At 73.7% G+C, this 25,177-nt stretch carries 7 protein-coding genes; 1 reads left to right on the top strand and 6 read right to left on the bottom strand.

From position 1 onward, the window contains the following. Nucleotides 1-35: 35 nt before the first annotated feature. Nucleotides 36-13,820: a hemopexin repeat-containing protein gene (locus ABZ321_RS46880; RefSeq protein ID WP_354902819.1), complete on the bottom strand. Its 13,785-nt coding sequence runs from the start codon at nucleotides 13,818-13,820 to the stop codon at nucleotides 36-38. Between the two features lie 192 nt (nucleotides 13,821-14,012). Here ABZ321_RS46880 and ABZ321_RS46875 point away from each other — a divergent pair, with 192 nt between their 5' ends. Further along, on the top strand, nucleotides 14,013-16,676 hold the full coding sequence (locus ABZ321_RS46875; protein WP_354902816.1) for a DUF6493 family protein: 2,664 nt from the start codon (nucleotides 14,013-14,015) through the stop codon (nucleotides 16,674-16,676). Nucleotides 16,677-16,722: 46 nt separating this feature from the next. Here the strand turns inward: ABZ321_RS46875 and ABZ321_RS46870 are convergent, their stop codons facing one another. Genes ABZ321_RS46870 through ABZ321_RS46850 form a run of 5 tightly spaced genes read right to left on the bottom strand, consistent with a single transcriptional unit; the run spans nucleotide 16,723 to nucleotide 25,115 of the window. After that, on the bottom strand, nucleotides 16,723-19,542 hold the full coding sequence (locus tag ABZ321_RS46870; RefSeq protein ID WP_354902813.1) for a discoidin domain-containing protein: 2,820 nt from the start codon (nucleotides 19,540-19,542) through the stop codon (nucleotides 16,723-16,725). After that, the gene (locus ABZ321_RS46865) at nucleotides 19,539-22,139 is read right to left on the bottom strand and encodes a hypothetical protein (RefSeq protein WP_354902810.1); all 2,601 of its coding nucleotides are present in this window, start codon (nucleotides 22,137-22,139) and stop codon (nucleotides 19,539-19,541) included. Before ABZ321_RS46865 ends, ABZ321_RS46870 begins: the two co-directional genes overlap by 4 nt. Continuing rightward, nucleotides 22,136-22,960, bottom strand: a complete 825-nt coding sequence (locus tag ABZ321_RS46860) for a carbohydrate ABC transporter permease (protein ID WP_354902808.1) — start codon at nucleotides 22,958-22,960, stop codon at nucleotides 22,136-22,138. Before ABZ321_RS46860 ends, ABZ321_RS46865 begins: the two co-directional genes overlap by 4 nt. After that, a complete protein-coding gene (locus tag ABZ321_RS46855) occupies nucleotides 22,957-23,847 on the bottom strand; it encodes a sugar ABC transporter permease (protein WP_344506453.1) in 891 nt (296 codons plus the stop codon). Before ABZ321_RS46855 ends, ABZ321_RS46860 begins: the two co-directional genes overlap by 4 nt. Beyond that, complete coding sequence (locus ABZ321_RS46850) at nucleotides 23,844-25,115, bottom strand: extracellular solute-binding protein (protein ID WP_344506455.1); 1,272 nt, start codon at nucleotides 25,113-25,115, stop codon at nucleotides 23,844-23,846. Before ABZ321_RS46850 ends, ABZ321_RS46855 begins: the two co-directional genes overlap by 4 nt. Nucleotides 25,116-25,177 lie beyond the last annotated feature (62 nt).

The raw sequence follows: 25,177 nt of genomic DNA, 5'->3' as shown, positions 1-25,177 counted from the left end.
AGCCCGAACGGGTTGGGTTGGTCATCGCAGTCTCCTTACTGGACGCGGGCCTGGTAGGTCAGGACGAGCCCGACGTTGCCGAGGTCGGCCTTGTCGCCGTCGAGCGCGAACGCCCACCCCGGCCCGTCGTCGCGGACGGTGAGACCGGGCGTCGGCAGGAGCGTCGCCTCGGTGAGCGTGAGCTTCGGATCGCCGTTGAGGACCAGGCGGGCGGGGGTGCCGTTGGTCAGCTCGTACGCGGGCACGATGCCGGTGATCCGGCGGCCCGCCATGTCGGGGAACATGCCGGTGGCGAAGGGCAGCACGAGCCGGGACGCGCCGTTGCCGACGAAGTCCTCCCACTGCTCGGGGAACTCCCGCGCCACGTCGAAGAACCGGGCGGCGGTGAAGGGCTTGAGCATCCCCTTGACCGCCGCGGCGAACGGGTCGCCGCCGTACTCGGCCGTGTACTTCACGGTGACCAGCACGTCGTACACGTCGGGGGCGCGGTGGGCGGAGCGCTCCAGCCGCCACGTCGACACCGCTCCGGTGCCCTCGAACGGCAGGTAACGCTCGTCGTCGTAGCGCAGCTCGAACAGGCCGTTGTTCTCCTTGCCGTAGTCCACCTGGGACAGCGCGATGCGCTGGCTGGCCCGCCAGTCGGCGCGGATCGCGTCCGGCGGGCTGCCCTTCGGGTCGAGCAGGTGCTTGACGGCGGCCGGGTCCGGCGCCAGCACGGTCTTGTTGCTCAGCTGGGTCAGCGTCGCGTTGACACCGACCGGCTGGCCCTCGGCGTCCAGGAAGGTCACCGTCACCGTGCGGATCTGCCGGCGGAAGTGGCCCGGGAAGTCCCGGTCGAAGAGCGCCTCGCTCAGCGCGAAGTCGGCGCTGCCGGCCGTGCGCAGCCGCAGCAGCGCGACCGGGTCGGTGTCCAGCAGCGACACCTGGCGGGTGATCTCCAGTGGCCGCGCGTCGCCGTCGAGCTGCGCCTTGCCCAGCTGCTGCAGGTCCAGCGCGAGGCTCTGCCCGGCGAGCAGGCCGTTGCGCCGGCTCTCCCAGTACGTCGGCCGGATGAACTCGTCGGTCACGCCCTGCTCGAACTGGTAGGCCCGCTCCGCCGCCTTCGCGAGGTCGTAGGCGAGGCTGTACGCCTGGAAGTACATGCCGGACAGTCGCGCGGCCATCCAGCCGTAGAGCTCGGCGTTGGTGAAGCGGTCCTGCAGGAACGTCGCGACGGCGTCGGAGTGCTCCAGCTGCCGCGCCTGGATGTCTGCCTCCCGCCGGGCGATGCTGAGCTGCTGGTCGGCCGTGGCGATGCGGTGCTCCAGCTGCTCCAGATCGTTGCGGGCGGTGGCCAGCTGCAGCGTCCAGTCCTGCGACATCCGCTCGTACTGCGCGGACACCCCGAGGACCTCGCCGATCACCTGGAAGCCCTCGCCGAGGGACTGCAGGATCTGCGCCGTGCTGTCCAGCGAACTGCCGGCCTGGTCGCCGCCGGCCTCCGCGCCCATGATGAACGGGCCCATCTTGATCTGCGGCAGCGCGTGGCTGATGGCGGAGGCGATCTGCAGGACGCTGGAGGACATGTGCATCGTCGCGCCGAGGGACATCGTCGCGATCTGCGCCCGTTCCAGCGCGGTCATGCCCGTGGCGATGAGCGCGTCGTAGTGCGCGGCCCGTTCCTGCGCGCCGACCCGGCCGGCGGTGAGCTCCGCGACGCCCTCCTCGGCGATGCGGACCTGCGCCTCCTTCACCGCGAGGGACATGGTGAGGATGGTGTGCTCCTGCCGGTTCTGCAGCAGGCTCAGCTCCTCCGCGCTGCCGCGTTCCAGGACGCTGAGCAGATCCGAGCCGAGCTGGCCGAGCTTGTCGACGACCTCCTGGGCCCGTCGGTAGACGGCGGCGAACCGGTAGTGCGGCGGCTGGGCGGCGGCGGCCGCGGTCACCTGGTCCAGGCCCGCCCCGGACGCGACGGCCTGCACCAGCGCCATCGGGTCGATCGGCGGCGCGAACAGCGGCAGCGGCCGGCTGATGCCGAGGATGTCCAGCGACTGCCGGATCTTGTGCAGCCGGTCCTCGACCCGGGTCCAGTAGTCGAGGAAGACGCTGTTCTCGGGGATGGAGAAGTACGCGTCGCCGACGCCCGCGTGCACCTCGCCGGGGCCGTCGAGCATCACGCCGCCACGGCTGAAGTAGCCGGTCAGGTCCGCGGTGCCGAGCTCGGCCAGGCTCTTGCCCTGCGGCAGGAGCCGGACGCCGAGCCGTTCGGGGCGCTCGCCGAGCAGGTCGTAGGCGAGCACGTACAGCATCCGCGCCTCGTCGACGCTCTCCGGGGTGTACTGCCGGAACAGCATGTCCGCCCAGTCGAGCAGGTTGTCGACGTAGCCCATGACGACGGCGCGGCGGTAGGCGACCGGGCGCAGCGCGGCGATCGCGTGCGGGTCGAACGGGTCCTCCCGGTAGGCCTTGAGCAGGTCCTCCTCGTCGCCGTTGGCCTCGAACAGGGCGCCGAGGTCGGCTGCGATGAGGGTCCGCTCCTCCAGCGCCGCGACCGCGGCGCGCTGCGCGGCCGTCGGCGTGCCGGCCAGCAGCGCCGCCAGCGCGCCCGCGATCCGCTTGTGCGTCGCGGCCGCCTTGACGGTGCCGAGCGCGGCGAGCTCCTGCGCGGTCCGCGGGTCCCGGTGCTCGGCAACCGCCGGCGCCAGGGTCCGCAGCGCGATCACGACCGGTGCGAGCGCGGGCCCGAGCTTCGTCGACGTCGGCGACGGTGCGAGGGTACCGACGTCCAGGCCGGTGCCGCCGGTCGCGACGAACTCGGCGGTCAGGCTGTCGGCGAGCGCCGCCGGGTCGATGGTCAGGAACGGCAGGAACCGCCAGTAGGACGTCGGGTGGGTCGGGTCGAAGATGTACTCGTACCAGCGGCGGGCGTCCTCGAAGCGCTGCGCGCCGTTGAGGGCGTTCGCGATGAGCAGCGGCGCGTGGAAGAAGATCTCCCAGTAGTAGAGGCCGTTGGCGCTGCGGAAGTCCAGGTGCGAGCCGGACGGCAGCCGGTCGGGGTCGACCAGCTCCGGCTTGACCCGGATCGCCTTGACGTCGAGCGGGTCGGTGCTGAACGCGACCTCGTCCGTCTCCTGGGTGCTCAGGTCGAGCAGCGCCGGCATCCCGCCGGACAGCAGCTTGCGGTTCAGGTCCGAGGCGGTGCCGGTGGTCAGCCGGACGATCTCGAACGGCAGCGCGGTGCGTTCGTACGGGCGCGGCGGTTCGAGGGTCTGGTCGTGCGGCAGGTACGTGTCGCCGACGAACATGTACAGCCCGGTCGATGAGGTCAGCGCCGAGTCGAACGCCGGCAGCTCGCCCCACGCGCCGGCGACCGGCCGGAAGCCCGGCATCTTCGACGGCTCCTGCGTGGCCGGCATCTTCGTGTACAGCGGGCCGCTGAACACGTACAGGTCGGCGCCGCGCCGCAGGACGGTGTCGACGGGCACCGCCAGCGGTTTCGGGTAGCCGTCGTCGATGCAGTCCGGGACGGTGTTGTCGGCGTTCAGCGTGTACCGCACGTACTCGCCGGCGCGGGTGAGGTACAGCTTGCCGCCGCCGACCCACGCCGCGTCGACGATCTGGGACGTGGCGATCGCGCTGGGCGCGGCGTAGGTCGCGCGGTACGTTCGCGCGCCGGCGGCCGGCACCTCGGCGTAGCGGTGGTCGGTGTTGTCGAAGTAGTACGCGGTGCCGTTGCGCCACACCGCCGCGTCGACGCGGACGTCGGTGGGGATCCTGTCGGGGTTGCCGGCGATCGGGCGCGGGTAGTCCTTGTCCGGCGCGTCGAACCAGTTGCCCTTGTTCGGCTTCTTGGTGTGGTCCAGGCGCGCGTACCGGTCGCCGGCGAACAGGAACACGTAGGTGTCGGTGACCATGACGGCGTCCAGGCCGCCGAGGTGCTTGCGGACCCAGTGGTCCTTCCAGCTCGCCGGGGTGCCGAGCTTTCCGTCGGTGACGGTGACGACCTGCTCCAGCGCCTGGTTGAGGAACACCTCGACGTTGCCGGGCAGGGTGAACGCGACGTCGACCCGGTCCCACTGCGGCAGCGTCTCGGTGTTGCCGAGGATCGCCCGCGGGTACCCCTTGTCGATCTTGCCGAACGGGGTGCCGGTGAACCGCACGTACTGGCTGCCGGAGAACACGAACGTGTGCTCGCCGCGGACGAGGACCGCGTCGACGGCACTGTTCGCGGCCGGCAGCACGGTGCGGGGCAGCCCCCACTGCTCACCGATCGGCACCGCCCCCGGGATCCGCCCGGCCGGCGGGACGACCACGGACCGGTTACGGGCGGTGGAGAAGAACAGTTGCGTGCCGGGGGTGGTGGCCGTGCCGCCGGGCAGTTCGACGGCGGCGTCGACCGCGCTCCAGCTCGGGAAGCGCACCCCGGTGGTGCTCAGCTTCACCGGGGCCACGGTGACCTGCTCGATCGTCACCGGCCGGCACAGGAAGCTGCCGCCCTTGTGGTCGACGCTGAACCACGGCCACGACTCGGCGCCGGTCGGCGCGTCGAAGCGCACCACGTCGGCCGGCTGGACCTGGTCGAGGAAGATCTGCGCGACCCGGTCGGCGGTGGCGGCCTTGGCGGCCGCGGCGGCGGCCACCGCGGTGGCGAGCTCAGCGAGAGCCGCGTCGGTGTCGGCGTCGGCCGCGGCGGGCCCCGCCGGCAGCGGAAGGCCCGCGGCGGCGGCAGCGGCGGCCATGATGGACGCGATGATCGACGCCGCGACCTCGGCCGGGGTCGTGCCGGTGCCGGCGACCGCCTTGGGCGGCACCGGGATCCGCTCCGCGTACAGCTCGGGGTTGAGCTCGTACAGCACCGCGGCCGGCTTCGGCTCCGGCGGCGTCTCCGCACCCGCGGGGGTCGGCGGGGTGGCCGTGTAGGTGCACGACACGACGACCGACATCCGGCCCGTGTCGGGCTTGATCCGCGGCAGCACCAGCAGCTGCACGTCGCCGATCGTCCCGGCCTCCGCGGGACCGGTGCCGAGCTCCTGGGCCGGCACCCACTCCCCGTTGAGGTTCTGGAACGAGTAGGCGATCCGGACCCGGGTCGACTTCGCCGATGCCGTCACGTGCTGCTCCGCGCCGTCGCTGCGGGCGACGACGGTGCCGCTGGCCGGGTCGTCGTCGGCGACGGGCTCGACGACGGTCCAGAAGACGAAGACGCGGCCGAACGCGTGGACGGGGTGCACCAGGTCGGCGTCGATGCGCACGCCGACCGGCTGCCACGGCTCCCACGTCGCGGACAGCTTCTCCCGGCTGCCGAACTCGGCCCGCCGGAAGTAGTAGCGGCGCGGGTCGGTCTTCGTCCGGCCGAACAGCACCAGCCGGCGCGGCCCGTCCGGCAGCTGGTCCTTGGTGTAGACGTAGCCGCCGGCGATCGTGAGCCGGGACACCTCGGTGTACTCGTCGAGGTAGCGCTTGTACGCCCGCTCGACGCCCTGCGCGGTGATCTCGCCCTGCAGCAGGTCCCGTTCCAGGGCCTCGAACGCGGGGGTCTTCGTGTCGCGCAGCTCGGGGCGCAGGTAGTTCTCCGGGTACAGGAAGACCTTGCGGTTGGCCTCCCACACCCGGTAGTTGCGCATCCACGTCCACCACTGCTTGACCCGCAGCCGCTGCTCCTCGCCGCCATCGGCGGGCTCCAGGTTCAGCAGGTAGCGGTGCACGTACAGCTGCACGGCGGCGATCGCCTCCCGCACCCGCGACGTCATGCCCTTCTCCCCCATCTCGACGTCGATGAGGTAGCGCTCGAACAGGTCGCGGGCGGTCCGCGGGTGTGCGGCGGGGCCGGGGTCACGGGCGAGGACGGCGCCGACGAGCGCGTCGCGCAGCGCCAGGTTCAGCTCGTCGTGCAGCGTGCGGGCCAGCGCCGGCCACCGGTCGGCGCCCACCTTGCGGGCCAGGAGCAGGGTCAGGGCCGCGGCCGCGGCGTCGAGCGCGGCGTCGGCGGGCCGGCCCGCGGCCGGGTGCAGCCTTGTCCACACGTCGGCGCGCAGCTTCGACGGCCCGGCGCCGAGCGGCCCGGCGAACCCGAACAGCTCCACCAGCTCGAGGAGGAACTCGAGCTCGAACCGGTCCTCGTCGTCCGCGCCGTCGGTGAGGAACCGGCTGTTGCGCCGGCACCAGCGCAGCTCGTCGACGTCCCAGCCGAACAGGTCGGCGACAGAACGGTAGAGGTCGGTGCTCGGACGGGCCGCCGGGGCGAGCGCGGCGGCGAGGTCGACGCCGCCGGCGCGGTGGGTGCGGACCAGCGCGGCGAAGCGGGTCACGGTCCGCAGGTCGCCGAGCCGGTAGTCGGCGACGTCGGCCCAGCGGTCCGCGAACGCCTGCGGGGACGCCGGCCCGTCGGTGTCGTACCGGCCGGCGGCGTAGCGCACGTACTGGCCGCCGCTGCACAGGTAGGTGTGCCCGCGCAGCGTGAACGCGCCGTCGATGGCCGCCTCGAAGTCCGTGGGCAGCGCGCCCCACGCGTCGTGGACCAGCCGCGGGTAGCCGTCGTCCACGGTGGCGTACGCGGTGGCGGCGGGCACCGGCTCCCCTTCGGCGGGCACCGGCGGCAGCGCGTAACGCACGTACTGGCCGCCGGCGAAGGCGTACAGCTCGCCGCCCGGCGCGACGAACGCGGCGCGCGGGCCGCCGGCGGCGGTGAGGTCGTTGCGGACCGCGCCCCACGCGCCGGCGATCGGGGTCACCTCGGCGGTGCCGTCCCGGAACCGCAGGCTCTGCCCGCCGCCCGCGAACAGGTAGGTCCAGCCGTCGGGGGCGCGCATCGCCGCGTCGATCCCGGTGTGGAACTCCTCCGGCAGGCGCTCGACATCCAGCTCCTCTGCGAGCGACCCGGCGATGGTGCGCGGGTAGCCGTCGTCGACGCGGGTGTAGTCGGCGCCGGTGTAGCGCACGTACTGGTCGCCGGAGAACAGGTACGTGTAGCCGGCGGTGACGAGCGCCGCGTCGACCCGCCGCCGGTCGGCGATCGTGTTGCGCACCTGCCCGAGCCCGCTGATGTCCCCGCCGATGTCGTAGACGGCGGCCGGCGCGGCGGACACGACGTGGCAGGTCCTGCCGGCGAACAGGTAGGTGTTGCGGCCGCCGGCCACGACCGCGTCGAGCACGGCGCTGCCGCCGGTGCCGGCCCGTGCGACCAGCTCGTCCTCGACGGCCGCCGGCAGGCCCGCGAACGGCTCCTCGGTGCTCAGGTTGCCGGCGATCGGCCTCGGGTAGCCCGGGTCGACCCAGCGGTAGTCGGAGGTGGAGTAGCGCACGTACTGCTCGCCGGCGAACAGGTAAGTCACGGCGCCACTCACGGCACTCTGGTGGACGAAGGCGGCGTCGACGCCGCTGCCGTTCAGGAACGTGTTGCGGGTGCGGCCCCAGCGGTCCTGGATCGGCTGCCGCGGGGTGAACGCGCGGCCCTGGTAGCGGGCGAACTCGTGGGCGAAGAAGAAGTACGTCGCGCCGTCGCGGCCGGTGAACGCGGTCGTGAGCTCCTCGACGTCGCCGATGCCGCGCCAGATGCGGTCCAGCGGCCGCGGCGCGGACCAGACGCGGTCGACCTCGTCGTACTGCACGACGGTGCCGCCGGTCAGGAGCAGCGTGGCGTCGCCGGTGAACAGGACCGCGTCCGGTGCGGTGAACCCGGCCGGCCGGTACGCCTGCGGTACACCCCAGAACTCGGCGTCGACGAAGCGGGGTTCGGCGTCGTCGGGCTGGTCGTACTCCTTGCCGGAGTACGTGACCAGGCGCATCAGGCCGCTGCTGTCCGGCGGCTCGAACAGGTGGGTGACGCCGTCGCGGACGTAGGCGAGGGCGACGCGCCGCAGCCCGGCGAAGTGCTCCGCGATCGGCAATGGGCCGGCCGTGACCTCCGCCTCCAGATAGTCGGGGCCGTCGTACACGACGAACTGGTCGCCGCTGAACACGTAGGTCTTGCCGTTGGCGGCGACGAACGCCGTGTCGACGGCGTTGTCGTGGTAGATCGTGTTCCGCGGCCGGCCCCACTCCTCGGCCAGCGGGTAGGCCCGGTCGAGGGTGGTGTTGTAGCAGGTCGCGCCCTTGAACAGGTAGGTGGTGCCGTCGGTGCCGGCGAGGACCGCGTCGAGCCCGGTCCGGTACTCGGCGGGCACGGTCCGCAGCCCGCGCGGCAACGCCGGCTCCGACGCGACGGTGGTGCCCTCCAGGGAGCTGTAGCGGTGCCAGCCCTCCGGGTGCTCCAGGTAGACCGTGCCGTCCTCGACGAGCGCGCAGGCGACGTCGGCGCGGGCGACGTCGGTGAGGCGGCGGTGGACGTCGAGGGAGACGACGTGGCAGTCGCGGCCGCTGTACAGGTAGACGTTGCCGCGGTCGGCGAAGGCGGCGTCGACCCGCGTGAGGTCGGCGGCGAGGTGCTCGAAGCCGGGCTCCTCGCGCAGCGCGGCGAGTTGCCGCGGGTAGCCGAGGTCGACGGTCGCCGGCCGGGTGCCGCCGGCGGTGTCGGTGTAGCGGACGTACTGGCCGCCGGAGAACAGGTACGTGCGCCGCACCATGCGCCCGTCCACGGGCAGGTCCGGGGTGTCGAGGGAGCCGTCGGTGAGCGGCGCCTCAGCGGTAAGGTCGTCGGTGGCGGGGCGCTGCACGACGAGCGCCGCGTCGACCCGCCCGGTCCGGGCGATCGTGTTGGCGACGGTCCCCCACATCGACGTGATCCGCGCCGGGAACCGGTCGTCGACGCGGGTGTACGTGTCGGTGTAGCGCACGTACTGCGGGCCGCTGAACACGTACGTGCGCCCGTCGGCGCCGACGAACGCGGCGTCGACGTGCCCGAACGGCAGGCTGTCCCAGCCGTCGGCGATCGGCCTCGGCGCCGACCACCAGCGGCGCTTGGCGTCGAAGACCACGAACTGGCCGCCTGCGAAAAGGTGGATGCGCCCGTCGGCGGCGGTGAAGACCGCGTCGACGCGGGCGAACGGGGCCTCCGCTTCGCCGCCGATCAGGTCGTCGGGCAGGTTCCACCAGTTCTCGGTCATCGGCCGCGGGTAGCCGGCGTCGGGGGTGGTGTAGTCGCGGGTCGAGTACTTCACGAAGAACGTCCGCGGGCGGACCTCCTCCCAGTACGGGCGCGACGGGTCCTCGCTGTCGGGCGTCACGTGCACCTGCAGGCGCCGCCCCGCCTTGCGCAGCGTGAGGCTCAGCCCGTCGGTGGCGGTCAGCCGCCACTGCGCGCCCGTGGCGGTCCCGGCGTTGGACACTGCGGCGTCGGAGGCGACGGGAATGCCGTGCTCGGCGAGCCGGTCGCGCAGCGCGCCCGGCAGCCGGCCCTCATCCAGGTCGGCGCGGTGCACGGGGGCGAGCCGGTCCCGGGACCACGCGGTCCGCGGGCCTTCGTCCAGCGGCAGGTCGAACAGTTTCCCGCCGGTGCCGAAGACGTACGTGGCGCCGTCCATGACGAACGCGGCGTCGACCCGGCACAGGCCGCCCCAGTCGTCGGGGATCGCGCGGGGGTGCCCGGGGTCGACCGTGGTGTAGTCGGCGCCGGTGTACCGCAGGTACTGGCCGCCGCTGAACAGGTAGGTCCGGCCGTCGAGGCCGAGGAGGGCGGCGTCGACGGTGCCGCTGGGCAGGACCGGGCCGAGCACGCCCCAGCGCTGCGCGGTCGGCACGACGCTCGCGTCGGGTGCGCCGACCGCGGCCGTCTTGCCGTTGCGGAAGAGGTGGATGACGCCGCCGCCCGGCTCGGCGAGCGCGGCGTCGACGCCGGGCTCGAACACCGCCGGGACGGCGTTGTCGAAGTGGGCGGCGATCCGGCGCGGGTAGCCGTCGTCGGCGCGCAGGCCGTCGTTCTCGACGCTGTCGCTGTGCCGCACGACCTGGTCGCCGGAGAACACGTACAGCGCGGAGCCGTCGACGTACGCGGCGTCGACCCGGTCCGCGGTCGCGAGGTTGTTGACGACGGTCCCCCACGTGCCGGCGATCGGCCGCTCCGCGGCGGAGCGGTCGGCCGGGCCGCCCAACGCGACGAACTGGTCGCCGGAGAACAGGTACGTGACGCCGTCGTGGCCGAGGAACGCCGCGTCCAGCGCCGAACGGAACCTCGGCGGCAGCGGCGCGTCGCCGGGCCGACGCTGCTCGCCCTCCCACCACTCGCCGAGCCGGCGCGGGTAGCCCTCGTCCACGGCGGCGTAGCCGGGGCCGGAGTAGCGCACGTACTGGTCGCCGCGGAACAGGTACGTGCGGCCCTCCTCGTCGACGAACGCCGCGTCGATGCGGGTGCCGTCGCTGAACGCGTTGCGGACCGTGCCCCACGCCTGCGTCCGCGGCGTCCACCGGGTGTGCTCCAGCGGCCGGACGAACGTGCGGGAGGTGCCGGCGTCGTCGCGGCCGACGATCCACGCGGTGCCGTCGGCGTCGGTGAACGCCGCGTCGACGGAGGCGAGCCCGCCGAAGCGGTCCGACAGCTCGGTCAGCGCCCGCGGCCGCGGGTCGGCCGGGGTGTCCGCGCCCGGCTCGTACCGCCAGAAGCCGCGCCCGCGGAACAGGTACACGTCGCCGTCGGGGCTTTCCAGCAGCGCGTCGATGCGGTCGACGCCGGGCGGCAGGGTCAGCGGTTCGGCGAACTTGCCGGTCAGGTCCTGGTCCTGGAAGGCGACGGCGACCTCGTCGGCGCCGAGCCCGAGCCGCGCGGCGAGCGCGGCGAAGCCGCGGATGCGGCGCACCGCGCGGCGCACGTCCGGGTCCGCCGCGGCCGCGAACGGGTCGTCCAGGGCGGGCGCGACGAGCAGGTCGAGGGTCTCGGCGGCGCCTCCGACGACCGCGGCGCAGATCGCCTCGGCGGTCGCGGCGGGGACGCCGAGCGCGTCCTGCAGGGTCGCGAACACCGCCGCGCGCTGGGCCGCCTCGCGGGCGGTGAGCACCGCGACGACCTCGTCGGCGGCGGCGTCGACGGTCACGGCCACGGCGTGCAGGAGGAAGAACACGTCGCGGCTGTAGTCGGTGAGGCCCGGCAGCGCGAAGTCCAGCGCGTGGTGGACGTGCCCGAACCAGTTCAGCCGGTCGGCGGGCACGGTCAGCCCGGGCGTGAGGTCGCCCGCCTCCACGAGCACCCGCAGCAGGTCGTCGCGTTCCTGGGCGGTGAACCCGAGCGCGTCGACGGCGGCGACGTCCACCCGGAACGGCGCGCCGTCGCGGATGGCCTCGACGAGGCGCTGCAGCACGAGCAGGTTCTCCGCCTCGGTGAACCCGGCGAGGGTGAGCACGGCCGCGGGGTCGGTCAGGCCGGGCACGGCGTCGTCCGGGATCCGCCCGTCGACGAGCAGCCCGGCGTCGAGCACACCCGCGACGCGCTGCGCGGCGGCGTCGTCGCCGAGGTCGCGGAAGTCGTCGGGGGTCAGGGTGTTCATCGCCGTCAGCGCGGCCGTCAGCTGGCCCTGGATCGCGTCGAGGATCTGCCGCCGGTGCGGGTGGAACGCCACGTCCAGGGTGAGCTCGGGCAGGGTCAGGCCGAGCGCGGCGACCGGGTCGGTGTAGGCGCCCTCGTCGTCGAGGTAGCCGTTGAACCGCAGGCTCTCCAGGAGCGCGGCCCGCTGCTGGTCGGTCAGCGGCACGTCGGCGAACACCGCCGGGTCGAGGGTGATCCAGGCGCCCGGGAACCGGTCGGCGACCTCGAGGAGCCGCTCGTACACGGGCCAGACCAGGTCGGCGAGGTCGGCGTCCACCGGGTCCACGGCGTCGTCGTCGGACGCCAGGATCCGGCCCTCAGCGTCGATCCGCCCGTTGAAGACCAGGTTGTCGTACAGCTCCGCCTGCTCGGCGGCGGTCAGCTCCGAGTACCTGGCGAGGTCGGACGGGTAGAACGCGGCGGGCTCGTCCTCGCCGGCGCGGTCCACCGCCGCGGCGAGGTCGGCGGCGATCGCGTCGCGGTACGCGCCGAAGTCCCCGGTGAGCCACAGCTCCTCCGGTGTCTCGGGGAGCGTGGCGGCGTCGAGGGTGCCGGACGGGTCGAGGTACCCGCGCAGGACCAGGTTCGTGTGGATCTTCGTGGCGAACCGTTCGTCGAGGCCGATGCCGCGGAAGTCGTCGGCGGTCACCCGGCCGAGGTCGGTGACGGCGGCGTAGGCGGCGTCCCGGACGCCCGGCGTGAGGCGCAGCACCGGCGAGCCGACGTCCTCGGCTCCGGCCACGACGTCGTGGATCACCTGTGCCGCGCGCGGCCCGAAGCGGGCCGAGCGGAACGCGTCCGGGGTGAGCTGGACGGTCTCGAACTGCGCGCGCAGGGCGTCGAGCAGGGCGGCGCGCTCCTCGTCGGCGGCCGGGCCGCGCCGCTCGGGGCCGACGCCGAGGACCTCGAGCAGCCCGCGGCTGTCCAGGCCGGTCGCCTGCGCCCAGCGCACCACGCCGAGCAGGGTCTGCAGCAGCCACAGCCCGGCCTCGACGTCCGTGCCGGCCAGGATGTCGTACACGTCGGCGGAAACGGGCTCGGCGGGGCTCAGCAGGACCGGGAAGGCGGGGTGGCGGCGCAGCGACGGGTCGCTCTGCAGCGCGTCCAGGATGTCGAACAGCTCCTCGGCGGTCACGTTCAGCGCGGTGGTCAGCTGCCCGACGCGGTACAGCAGGGTCAGCGCGCCGACGCCGGCACGGCCTCGGTCCAGCGGGCCGGACACACCGTCGGCCGACCGGTCCCGGTAGCGGGTGACGATCGTCTGCACGTCGGCGTCGGCGACCCCGGTCCGCTGCCGGTACGTCGGCTTCTTCTCCAGCAGGTCGTGCGGGGCGGCGAGCTCCGGCAGGCCCGCGTAGGCGGCGGGCAGGTGCGCGGCGCCGCGCAGCACGGTGCGTTCGGTGGCGACGAACGGCACGTTGAAGACGCGGTTGAACAGGTCCAGCGGGGTGTCGCCGTCACCGACGCCGAGCGCGTTCACCGGCGCGACGAGCGCGACGACGACGTCCAGCGGCAGGTCGTAGCCCTGCTGCAGGAAGCGCAGGGTGGCGATGCGGCGCAGCGCGGTCGCGTCGAGGACGTTGCCGCAGCAGGACCGCAGCACCAGGTCGAGGTCCTGGAACCGCAGGCCGGCGCGCCGGGCCAGCCGGACGAACCGGTTGACGCGCTCGAACCAGGTGACGGGGACGGGCTTGCTGCCGGCGCGGACCAGCCGGCGCTCGTCGGTGTCGAGGGTGACGACCTCGTCGTCATGGTGGATGAAGCACCGGTTGGCCTCCGCGCGTTCCGCCTCGGCGAGGTCGCCGTGCAGCAGGGCGAGGAGTTCCTCGTGGGTCAGGCCGACGGCCTGGCGGAACCGGTCGACGGCGGCCAGGTCGGTGAACGTCTCGCCGTCGCGCAGCCCGTAGCATTCCAGCACCGCGGCGTCGTCCAGCACGGTGGAGTACAGGTCGGCCTCGTCCTGGTTGAGTCCCAGGTACTCGCGGACGACGACGTCGGGCTGCTCGTCCACCGCGAACCGGCGGTACAGCTCCAGCGGGGTGGTGCCGAGGTGGTGCAGGAGCCGCCGCAGCCGCTCGTGCCGCAGCGAGAACGGCAGCCCGAACGGGTGGCGCAGCCCGGCGAGCGCGTCGTGGGCGCCGCCGTCGGGGTCGAGCTCGTCGGCGAGGATCCCGTTGACGATGTCGAGGTACGGCACCTCGGTGTAGCTGTTCGCGCCGTCGAGCCGCACGTCGCGCAGGTCCGGCCGCCGCCCTGGCAGGTCGCTGCCGGTGAGGAGCTGCAGCAGGTCGGCGAGGTACGCGGCCGGCGAGTACACGGACCGCGACGCATCGCTGCCGCGGAAGTCCAGATCTCCGAACAGCTTCTGGTAGTCGGGCAGGGACGGATGCATTGCGCTCCTCCTCCGATGGGCAATCAGCGGTCGAAGGACGGATGTGCGGCAGCGCCAGATACGGCGAGTCGGTTTCCCGTCACAGGCCGCTTCCGGACCTGACAAGGCCGAGGGCGATGAGGTATTGGAAGGACGTTCTCCCGGCCGGCCACCGGACGCGATCGTCACGACGGGGCGGCTACCCTGCGTGCTGTGGCGACGCTGACCGAACTCCTGACGCTCGACGATGGGGTCCTGCTCGACCGGGTGTGCGCGTTCACCGCGGACGAACGGGCGGCCCTGCACCGGCCGGTGCTGCACGCCTGGGAGCGGTACGCGTGGCGGGACGCTGCCGACGGTCGCAAGGACCGGTACACGCCCGAGGAGGGACGGCGGCTGGAGCTGATCCTCATGGCCGCGGCGCCCGCCGACGGGTTGTACTGGCCGCAGGACGACCAGCAGATGCGGATCGCCCGCGCGCGGGGCGGCCGGTTCGTGCACGCGCTCGCCCGGCACGCGATGCGCACGATGGCGACCGCGGACTTCGGCCCGGACTTCCACGTCATCCGCGCGGCGGAACGCGACGGCCTCATCACGCTGGACGCCGACGACGACTACGTGCTGGCGATGGTCGGCCACTTCGGTGGGCGGTACAGCGCCGGCGCGCGCCGGGCGGATCGGCTGCGGGCCGACCCGGATCTGCTGGCCCGGGCCTTCTGGCGGATCTTCGAGATCGAGGGCAACCGGCAGGTGAGCCTGGCCAACGTCGACAAGTACAGTGGCCGGTCCGTGCAGACGTGGCACGACACGGTCCTCGACCTGCTGTCGGACGCCACCATCGACCGCGCGCGGGTGCTGGACGCGACCGTCGCCGCGCTCGGGCTCGGGTTCCCGCAGTACCGCGCCGGCTGGTACTCGCGCCTGCATGCCGCGCTGGCGCCGTCCGTCGAGGAACTCGCCGCCCGCCAGGCCGGCTACGTGACGCTGCTGCGCAGCTCCGTCGGGCCGACCGCCGCGCTCGCCGTCGACGCCCTCACCGCCGTGCAGAAGGCGGGTCGGCTCGACCACGACGGCGCCGCGCTCGCCGACGGGCTCGGCGCCGCGGTCCTCGCACCGGCGAAATCCACCGCGACGAAGGCGCTCGCCCTCGCGGCGCGGGTCGGCGACGGGCAGTCGTCCGTCATCGTCGCCGCGCTCGGCCATCCGCACCCCGACGTCCAGGCGGCCGCCGTCCAGCAGTTGCGGCTGCGTGGTGAGCCAGGGCCGGTCCTGTCCGCGTTGCCGGCGCTGGCGCCCGCGGTCGCGGCCGAGGCCCGCGGCTGGCTCGGCGCGGATGCGCCGCCCACGGTCACGGCACCGGTCGCCCCGCCCGAGGTCGCCGCGCCGGTACTGGAAGCGGTGGCGCCGATCACGGACCAGGCGGAGCTGGCCGAGGCGTTCGCCATCCTGCTGGCCGACCCGACCGACGCCGAGCTGCTCGAACGCGCCCTCTGCGCGGCCGCCCGGCTCGGCCCGGACCCCGGCGAGTACGCCGGCCTGGCCCGCCGGGCGGCCCGCCTGCTGCGCGACGGCCCCGCGTACGAGTGGGACCTGCTCCTGGACGTCGTCGCCGGACTGGTGTTCGCCGCCGCCCACGCGAAGCCGGTACGCAAGCTGCCGTCGCTACCGCCGCAGGTGCAGCTGCTCGCCGGGCGGGTGGCCGCCGTGGAGTCGGCCTTGCGCGCCGGGCGCCGGTTCGCCCCGTGCGCGGAGCCGACCCACGCCGGCGGCTGGATCGCGCCGGACGTGCTCATCCAGCGGCTCACCACCGGCGCCACTGCGGATCCGCTCTCCATGGGCGCCACCGCGGGCCCGCCCTCCATTGGTGCCGAGCCGGATCCGCTCGACCTGGTCGCCGCGCTCCTGCGGCTCGGGCCCGACCCGGCCGGCGCGTCCGCGGCGGTCCGCGACGCGGCGGCCGCGGTGCCCGGCGCCGCCGGCACCGCCCTCCGGTACGCCCTCGGCGGGCCGCCGCCGGAGCCGCTCAGCCGCTCGGACCGTCCACTGTGGATCGCCGCGGCCCGGGCGCGCGCGCCGCGCGGCGACGACGCGCCGCTGATCGGCCGCGGACCCGGCTTCGACGCGCCCGGTGCGGGACGGGCACCCGCGTGGCAGGTGTCGTTCGATCCCGAATGGTCCTCCTACCGGCCCATCCGGGTCGGCGCGCTCGGACCGCCCGCTTCGCCGGAACCCCCCGATCCGGCGCTGCCGACCGTGGCGCTCGCCTACGCGGGACCGTTCGACCGGTCGCCCGGCGGGCCGTGGCACCCGTGGCTGGCGTCGATGTGGCCCGGCAACATCGAACCGCTCCTGGCCATGGCGCTCCAGCACCAGCTCGCGTCCCTCGACGGCACCGTCGACGGCGGCGTCTCAGCCCATGCCATGCACCTGCTCGACCGCACGGTCGCCGAGCTGCCGCCACTGAGCCCGTACGTCGTCGCGGCCGGGCTGGGAGGCGCCGGCCTCAGCGACCGCACCGCCGCCGTCGACACCGCCGCGGCGCTGCTGCCCCACCGCATGGACCCGGCGGCGGTGGCATCCGCGATGGCGACGCTGGCTCCCGCGGTGCCGCTGCACCGGTGGGCCGACGCGTTGGGCGACCTGTCCCTGGCCGGGCACGGCGCACAGGTCCGGGCGGTGCTGACCGCCCTGCTGCCGTCGCTTGACCGGACCGGCCGTGGCCTGCACACCCTGGTGGAGCTCCTCCGCGACGAACACCTGCGCGCCAGCGTGCCGGTCACCGATCCCGCCCTGCGGCAATGGCTGCTCGCAACCACCGGCAAGTCGAAGACCGCCGCCGCCGCGCGATCCCTTCTCAGCCACCTGAACCCTGACTGACCCCGCCGGACGGTGCCGGCGGGGTCCTGGGCGGGTCAGGCGCGGGTCAGGCGGGCACGATCTGGTAGGTCGCCCCCGCCTGGGTCGGGAACGACACGGTGCCGTTCGCGGTCGTGTGCGCCACGGTGCCGGCGCCGGCCCGGGTGACGGTCACCGGCTGCGTGCCCCACGGGTTGAGCAGGGTGACCTGGCGGCCGGCCTGCGAAACGATGTCCACGTAGGACACCCGGCCGGCGCTGAGCCGGCTGGACACCAGGAAGGCGCCCTTCTCGCGCAGGTTCACGAAGCTGGCGTCGCGGGTCGCCGGCCACACCGGGAAGACCCGGATGACGCCGTCGTCGCTCTGCAGCAGCAGGCTGTCGACCGCCTCGACGGCGCCGGACTTCTCCAGGCCGTGGGACGGGTCGACGATGCGCAGGTTCGGGCCCTGCTTCTGGATGATCTGCGCCCGCAGCTGGTCGATCAGGCTCTGCGCCGGGTAGCCGGCTCGGGCCGCCTGGGTGAAGACCTTCGGGAAGCTGTTGTCCTGGCCCCACGAGTTCATCGCGTTGAGGGTGTCGATCGCGGCCTGGCGTTCGGCGGCCGGCGAGGACAGCCCGAGCGCCTCGCCGGGGTGGATGAACTCGAGGTTGACGGTGTTGTCGCCGGGATGGATCGCGCGGGTGTCGCTGCCGCTGATGGTCCCCGGGTCCGCGACGGCGTAGACGGTGCGCCCGTTGACGACGGTCGTCGGCTGCGGTGGCAGGTGCGCCAGGAGGTTCTGCCACGTCGCCCGCAGCGACGCGTCGGTGTTCAGCTCGACGGACGCGTCGACCAGCGCGGACAGCAGCGTGCGCAGCATGCCCAGGTCCGGGCTGGAGTTGCGACCCCAAAGGCCCTCGTGCGGCCCCGACCAGAGGTTGTACCGGCCGGTCGCCGGGTCGAGCTCCAGCCAGCTGGAGAAGAACGCCGCCACCTCCTTCAGCACCGGGTAGGCGGTGTTCTGCAGGAACGCGCGGTCGCGGGTGTAGTCGTAGTAGGCCAGGTACTGCGTCGCCACGAACAGGGCGTTGCCGACCTGCTGGTGGTAGTTGTCGTCGGCGGTGGCGCCGTACGGGGCGATGCCGACCGGGAACAGCAGCCCGGCCGGGACGCCGCCGGACGGGAAGCGGCGGCTCACGTAGTCGGGCTTGACGCGGTTGAGGTCCTGCCGGGCGCGCCGCCGGGCCTCGGGAAGGTAGGCGGCGACGAGGTCGAAGTACGGCTGGGCGAGGTCGGTGCGGTTGCTGGAGTACACGCCGTAGAAGTTGGCCATGTAGTTGTAGTTGAGGTGCATGTCCCCGCTGAACTGCGGGGAGTCGCTGGTGGCCCAGATGCCGTAGAGCCCCGGCGACAGCCGGCCCGGGCGGATCGAGGAGCCGAGCAGGTAGAGGGCGCCGTAGTAGTAGCGGTGCAGGACGTCGTCGCCGACGTTGAGGTAGGAGCGCAGCCAGTAGCCCTTCCACCAGTCCACGTGGGACGTGTAGAGGCCGTCGAGCGCGGCGCCGGTCTGCGCGCCGGCGAGGGACTGGGCGGCGGCCGCGGTGCCGGTCGGGTTCTGCCCGCCGCCCGCGACGGCGGTGACCAGCCGGACGGTCTGGCCTGGGGCGAGGTCGAAGGTCAGCCGCGCGGTGGCACCCGACGCGGACGGCGTGCCGGTCACGGTGCCGCCGACCAGGCGGGTGGCGAGCGATGCCTCGGAGACCCAGCGCGGCCCGGTCGGCGTTCGGCGGGTCGCCCACAGCGTCTGGCCGGACACGCCCGCGGTGTTGGTGAAGCCGGAGCGGGCGTCGACGGCGCCGGCGAAGGTCTCCGCCTTCAGCGATACCGTGGTGGTCCCGGTGGACTGCAGCTGCGTCACCACGAGGTTGCGGTCGGCGGCCGTCCACGTCCGCATGGTGACGGGCTGGCCCGCGAGCGTCATCGTGGTGTCGACGTCGCCGCGCAGGATGTTCTGCTCCTCGCGGAACGCGCCGGACGCGGGTGGCGTGCCCGGCCCGGTGCCGGGGGCGTAGAGCTCCAGCTGGCCGATGCGGGCCCGCGGGTTGGTGCTGGAGTCGGCGGTGGTGCCCTGGGTCGGTTCGGTGATGTTCAGCCGGACGTAGCGCACGGTGCGGCTCGTGACGGTGCGGTCGGTGACGGCGGTCATGTTGTTCGTGACGGTGTCCGCCGTCGCCCAGGCCGACCCGTCGGTGCTGGTCTGCAGCGTGAAGTTCTTGGTGTTGTTGGCGGTCTCGGCGGGGCGGGCGGCGCTGTCGTGGCGCACGACGTACCGGTCGAAGGTCTTGGCGGAGCCCAGGTCGAGCGTCAGCGTCTGCGGCTTGCCGATCTGCGAGACCCAGCCCTCGTAGCCGCTGCCCCACTGCCCGCTGACCGCGCGCGGCGGCGGGAAGTCCGGATGTGCGCTGGTGGCGGTGGCGGTCGCCCCGAGCGCGAGGTTGCCCGACGGGGCAGCGGCGGCGGGCGCGATGGTGACGCCGCCGAGCGCGACGAACGACGGGTTGGGGTTGCCGGCCCAGAAGTCGCCCTTGGAGACGTAGAAGGTCTTGGCGCCGGCGCTGCCGCCGGACGTGACGCCGATGTCGCCGTTGCCGAGCAGGGCGGTGTTCGGCATCGAGCGGCTGATCGCGCCCGCGGCGTCCGGGCTGGTCCAGACGCCGCGGATCGGACCGACGAGGTTCTGCACGTCGGTCCACTGCTGGGTGGGGGTCGGGGTCGCCGCGTGCGCGGGTGCGGCGGAGGTGACGGTGACGAGCGCGGCGACGCCGGCGCCGAGCAGTGCGGTGCCGGCGGCGGTCAGCCGGCGGCCCTGTCGGTGGTGCGGTCTGTGGTTCGGGCGGTGGTTCATGTGCGCTCCCTCATCGGCGGAATGGACGAGCGGTTGTTGCCGGGACTGGTACGGGCGGGGCGCCGATCCCCGCGGTGAACGTCAGGACCGAATGGTCCGAGCAGGATGGCCTCGGTGGCAGCGACGCCGGCGTTGCTGTCGCGGTTGGCGACGCCCCGCTCGGCGACGCGGAAGCGGCCGCCACCGACCGCCTCCATCGCCTGCCCCCACAGCCCGCCGGAGGTGGCGGCGTGGATGCGTGACAGCAGGGCCTCGGCGAGGTCGGGCCGGCCGAGGCGGCACAGGCCGTGCGCGGTGGCGCCGGGCCATGCGCCGAACGCGCCCGCCGCGCCGTGGTCGGGGCGGTCGGAGCGCGGCGCCACCGGGTCGTCGGGGGCGAGGGCCCGCATCCAGTCGCCGTCGACGAGGTGGGTGGCGGCGAACTCGACCATCTCCGCGCGGACGTGCTCGGGCAGATCGTCGGCGAGCTCGGCGGCGACCAGCGCGAAGTCCAGGACGTGGCCGATCGTCTCGTCGCCCTCGGGGTGCGCGATGCGCCAGCGGCCGCCGCCGGCGTACTGGCCGAGGACCGCCGCGGTGAGCGCGTCGGCGTCGGCGTCGGCGCGGGCGGCCTCCACCGACAACTCGGCAGACAACTCCGCCGCCGTCTCGTCTTCGGTGGGCAGCCGGCGCAGCAGCCCCGCGAGACTGCGCAGCATCCCGGCGTGGGCGGCGTTGAGCGACACGACCGCGTCGCGGTAGTTGGGCACGCACTCCAGCAGCTCCCACGGGTCGCGGCCGAAGTCCATCAGCACCCCGTCGCCCCACCCCGCGCGGGCCGAACGCGGGCGGTAGGCCATCGCCCGCAGGTGGTCCAGGACCGTCGCGGCGCCGGCCTTCTCCGGCAGCAGGGCGAGGTCGCCGGTCTCCGCCAGGTACGCGTGGACGGTGCGGAACAGCGCGTAGTCGTTGGCGGCGTAGTGGTTGCCGGTCGGCAGCAGGTTGCGGGTGTCGAAGGAGTGGCAGCGCTCGTACGGCTGGGCGAGCGCGGCGAGCAGCCAGGCGCGCAGCGCCGCCGGGTCCAGGCGGGCGGCGGTGTGCGGCCACTCCGACTGGTCCCAGAAGAACGTCGTGGTCGCCCCGAGCCGCGGGCCGCCGGTGAGGTAGACCGGGCCGATCGGGCTGACACCCGTGTTGCGCAGGTAGACGGCGAGCAGCACGCCCAGGTGGTACGTGCGGGCGAGGCCTTCGGGGGCGCCGTCGAGGGCCGGGAGGTGGCCGGAGAACACCGCGTTGCCGGGGGTGAAGGCGCTCGCCCAGGTGGCGCGCCAGCGGTCGGCGACGGCGGCGTGCTCGGCGGCGAACCGGCCCGCCGCATGCCGGGCGGCGCGCAGCGCGTCCGAGCGGCCGGTGGCGAAGGTCAGCACGACCCCGAGCTCGGCGGTCCCGCCGGGGGCGACGGTGACGGTCCAGCCGGCGACCGCGCCGCCGCCGAGCGGGTCGAGGCGGTCGGGTGGGGTGGCGAAGGCGTACGCGGCGAAGGCCGGGCTGCCGCCGTCGGCCACCACCACCGCCGTGTCCTCGATCTCGGGCCGCCACCGGTGCGCGCCGTCCCAGGGCTCGGTGGTCAGCACGGCGCCGCCGGCGTCGAGGGAGGCGCCGTGGTCGCCGATGTGGACGCTCAGCCCGTGCCAGCGCCCGGCCGCGAGCGCCTCGCCGCCGGTGACGAGCTCACCGCCGGCCCGCAGCCACGGCCGGCCGTCGGTGAGGCCGAGCTGGACGGAGTCGGGGTGGTTGCCGTGGGTCAGGATGACGCCGCTCTGGCCGTCGGCGTCCGGGCGGAACTGCAGGCTCAGCGTCGCGCCGGGTCCGAGCGCCACGGCCGGGAGGCGGTGCTCCTCGTCCACGGCACGGATCCGGAACGTGCCGGGGGCGGCCGCGAGGCCGCGGACGCTGCCGAGGACGGCGGGTGGCCGGACGCGGCCGGAGTCGGGCGCGGTGTGGTCGGGCAGCTCCGTCGACAGCAGCATCGGCTCGGTGTCCTCGTCGCGCTGGATGCCCGGCGGGCGGGGGCGGCCCAGCCGCAGGTGCCGCGGCTCCGCGGCGTGCAGCTGCACCTGGCGCGGCGCGTCGGCGAGGACCTCGGCCCGCACCCGTTCGGTGGCGAAGTGGTCCGGGTAGTGCCCGGCGCTCCACGGCGCGCCGTAGAGCCAGCCCCAGCCCGTCTCGCTGTGCGCGATCGGCGCCAGGAGGCGCTGCTCGACGTCGACGGTGACCGGCCGCTCCCCCGGGTTGTGCAGGCGGACCCGCCACAGCACGGCGTGCCGCTCGTAGCCGAGCCGCGTGTCGGTCTCGACGGTGAGACCGGCGGCGGTGCCGGACCGGGCGACGCCCCACGGCGCCCAGCGGAACCGGTCGGCGGCGACCACCCGGCCGGCGACGCGCAGGACGCCGGTGTGGTAGCCGCCGGAGAACGGTGGCATCGCCAGCCACGACACGGACGTGAGGTCGGCGTTGACGTGTGCCTGGCCCCACTGGTTGCGCAGCGACGGCAGGTGCGCGAGGTCGGCGGCGGGCATCCAGTCCCCGGCGAGGTCGTCCAGCGGCGGCGCGCTCACTTCGTCGCCCCGCTCATCAGGCCGTGGATGAACTCGCGCTGGCTGACCAGGTAGCCGACGACCGGGATGACCGCGGCGAGGAACATGATGCCGAAGAGCTGGCCGTAGTCGGTCGAGTAGGTGCCGAGCGAGAGGTAGACGCCGGTGGTGATGGTCTGTCCCTTCAGCGGGCCGAGGATGAACAGCGGGTTGAGGAAGTCGTTCCACACCCACAGGCCGAGGAAGATGGCGACGGTCGCGGTGGCCGGGCGCACCATCGGGAACACCACCTGCCACCACACCCGCAGGTCGCCGGCGCCGTCGACCCGGGCCGCCTCGACGACCTCCCGGGGCACGCCGCGCAGGAAACCGACGTAGACGAACACGGCGAAGGACAGGTAGCCGCCGCCGACGTTGGCCAGGATGAGGCCGGCGTACGTGTGCTGCAGCCCGACACTGTCCAGCAGCCCGACGATCGGCAGCAGCACCACCTGCGGCGGCACCATGAGGCCCAGCGCGAAGACGGCGAGCAGCACGCCCTTGAGCCGTGGCGGGCGCTCCGAGATGTAGAAGCTCAGCGCGCTGGCCAGCGGCACCAGCACCGCGACGGACACGGCGGTGACGACGACGGAGTTGATGAGGCCGACCTGGACGAGCAGGTCCGGGCGCTGCAACGCGCGGGTGAGGTTGGTCAGCGTGAACGGCGCGGGCGGGGCCGCCGGGTTCGCCAGGATCTGCCGCTGATCCTTGAACGCGTTGACGAGGGCCAGGTAGATGGGCAGGCAGAAACCGAGGGTCGCCAGCGCGGCGAACACGGTCTGCGGGTGGAGACGTCGGATCACAGCCGGACCTCGCGTCGGCGCAGCAGGGACGTGACGGTGTACGCGATCCCGGCGGTGAGCGCGAGCAGCAGCATGGCGATCGCCGAGGAGTAGCCGAAGAGGTTCTGCGTGAACGCGACCTCCAGCAGGTAGTACGCGGTGGACTGGGTGGTGTTCGCCGGGCCGCCGCCGGTCAGCACCGCGATGACGTCGTACAGCTTGAAGGTGGTGATCAGGCAGAGGACGACGTTGATGGTCATGCCGGGCGCGATCATCGGCAGCGTGACGGCACGGAACCGTTGCGGTGCGCTCGCGCCGTCCATCCGCGCGGCCTCGTACAGCTCCGGCGGGACGGTGCGCAGCGACGCGGAGTACACGACCGTCGCGAACGCGATCGTCGCCCAGCTCACGACGGCGCAGATGGACACGGTGGCGAGCCGGGTGGAGCCGAGCCAGGCGACCGGTTCGCCGCCGAGGCCGACCTGGCGCAGGGCGGCGTTGAGCAGGCCGTTCTGGGTGAGCAGGCTGCGCCAGATGAACGCCACGATGACGCCGGAGAGCACCTGCGGGATGAACACGAGCGTGCGCATGACCCGGTAGCCGGTGGTGTCGCGGTTGAGCAGCAGCGCGAAGGCCAGGCCGAAGACGTTGGCCACCACCGTCACCACGACGACGACCAGCAGGGTGAACTGCAGCGTGCCGCGCAGCCGCTCGTCGCGCAGCAGCTCCGCGTAGTTGGCCAGCCCGACGAAGCTGCTGCTGGTCTTGAGCGGGTTGCGGTCGGTCAGGCTCAGCGCCGCGCTGCGGCCGAGCGGGTAGAGCAGGAACAGCACGTACAGGCCGACCGCGAGCCAGGCGATGGCTGCGAGGCCCCGGCCCTGCCGCCGCCGCCGGGCCCGCGCCGTCACTTGGCGGCCTTGTCCCAGGCGGCGTCGAGCGCCGCGAGCTGTCCCTTGACGTCGTCATTGGTGAACAGCTGCTGCGACAGGGCGTAGAACAGGTCGGCGACGCCGGGTGGCAGCGCGTCGTCGTTGTTCACCCAGCCGATCGAGCTGACCTTGGCGGTGCCGTCCTGCACGAACCGGTAGCAGTCGGTGAACAGCGGCGTGACCTTGGCGCCGAAGTCCTCCAGCTGCACGGTCTTGAGCATCGGGAAGGCGCCGTCGGTCTCGATGAGCGTGCGCAGGTTCTTCGGCGACAGCGACCAGGCCTTGGCGAACTCGGCGGCCTTGGCGGCGTTGGCCGACTTCGCGTTGACGCTGGTCGTGCCGCCGACGTTGAACGGCACGACCGGCCGGCCGTCCTCGGTCGGCAGCAGGAACGCGCCGAAGCTCGCGGCCTGGGCGGCGGAGACCTGGCCGATGAACCAGCTGCCCATGAGGTACATGCCGGCCTTGCCGTCGAGGAACTGCTTGTTGGCGTCGGCGTAGTTGACGCCGAGCGCGCCGCTGCCGAACGCCCCGGCCTTGACGAGGTCGCGCTGCCGGGTGACGGCGGCGACGACGTCGGCGTCGGCGAAGTGCGTCCGGCCGGCGTAGCGGTCCTTGATCCAGTTGGGGTTGCGGCCGAGCACGTGCGCGCTGACCAGGCCGACGAGCGGCATGCTGGCCGACCACGGCTCGGCGCCGGCGAGCTGGATCGGGGTCACCCCGGCCGCCTTGAGCCTGGCCACCACGTCGGTGAACTGGGCCCAGGTCGCCGGCACCGCCAGGCCGTGCTTGGCGAAGAGCTCCTTGTTGTAGAAGACCATCGGCAGGATCTGCGAGTTGGTCGGCGGGATGTAGGTCTTGCCGCCGATGGCGTTGCCGTCGGGCTGCAGGAAGTTGGACTCCAGCCACCCCGGCTCGAAGGGCTGCAGCAGCCCGGCCTCGAGGAAGTCCTTGGGGTTGATGGAGGCGAGCACGTCGGGGAACTGGCCGGACGCCTGCAGCTGCTTCGCGTAGGCGTTGCGGTCGCTGGTCGGAGCCACGATCTTCTTGACGGTGACGCCGTCGAGGCCCTTGGTGGCGTCGGTGATCGAGTCGTCCCAGAACGTGGCGGTCAGTGCCGGGGTCTCGAAGGTGAGGAACGTGATCGTCGGGCCGCCGTCGCCGGTCTCGCCCGGCGAGCAGCCGGTCGCGAGCAGCGTGGCGGAGGACAGTGCGGAGATCAGGACCGTGCGGCGGGTCAATGACATGGAAACCTCCGGGATAACGTCCGCCCGGGCCGGCAGGAGCTACAGCGGTGGCGGCCGTGCGG

Origin of the sequence: Dactylosporangium sp. NPDC006015, assembly GCF_040614215.1 — a bacterium.
Taxonomy (GTDB): domain Bacteria; phylum Actinomycetota; class Actinomycetes; order Mycobacteriales; family Micromonosporaceae; genus Dactylosporangium; species Dactylosporangium maewongense.
Note: the sequence above shows the minus strand (reverse complement) of the source record. Positions and strands in the feature narration are given on the sequence as shown.

Excerpts from the sequence above, each read along its gene's own strand:
- ABZ321_RS46880 (WP_354902819.1), bottom strand. The coding sequence starts at position 13,820 with ATGCATCCGTCCCTGCCCGACTACCAGAAGCTGTTCGGAGATCTGGAC.
- ABZ321_RS46870 (WP_354902813.1), bottom strand. The coding sequence starts at position 19,542 with ATGAACCACCGCCCGAACCACAGACCGCACCACCGACAGGGCCGCCGG.
- ABZ321_RS46850 (WP_344506455.1), bottom strand. The coding sequence starts at position 25,115 with ATGTCATTGACCCGCCGCACGGTCCTGATCTCCGCACTGTCCTCCGCC.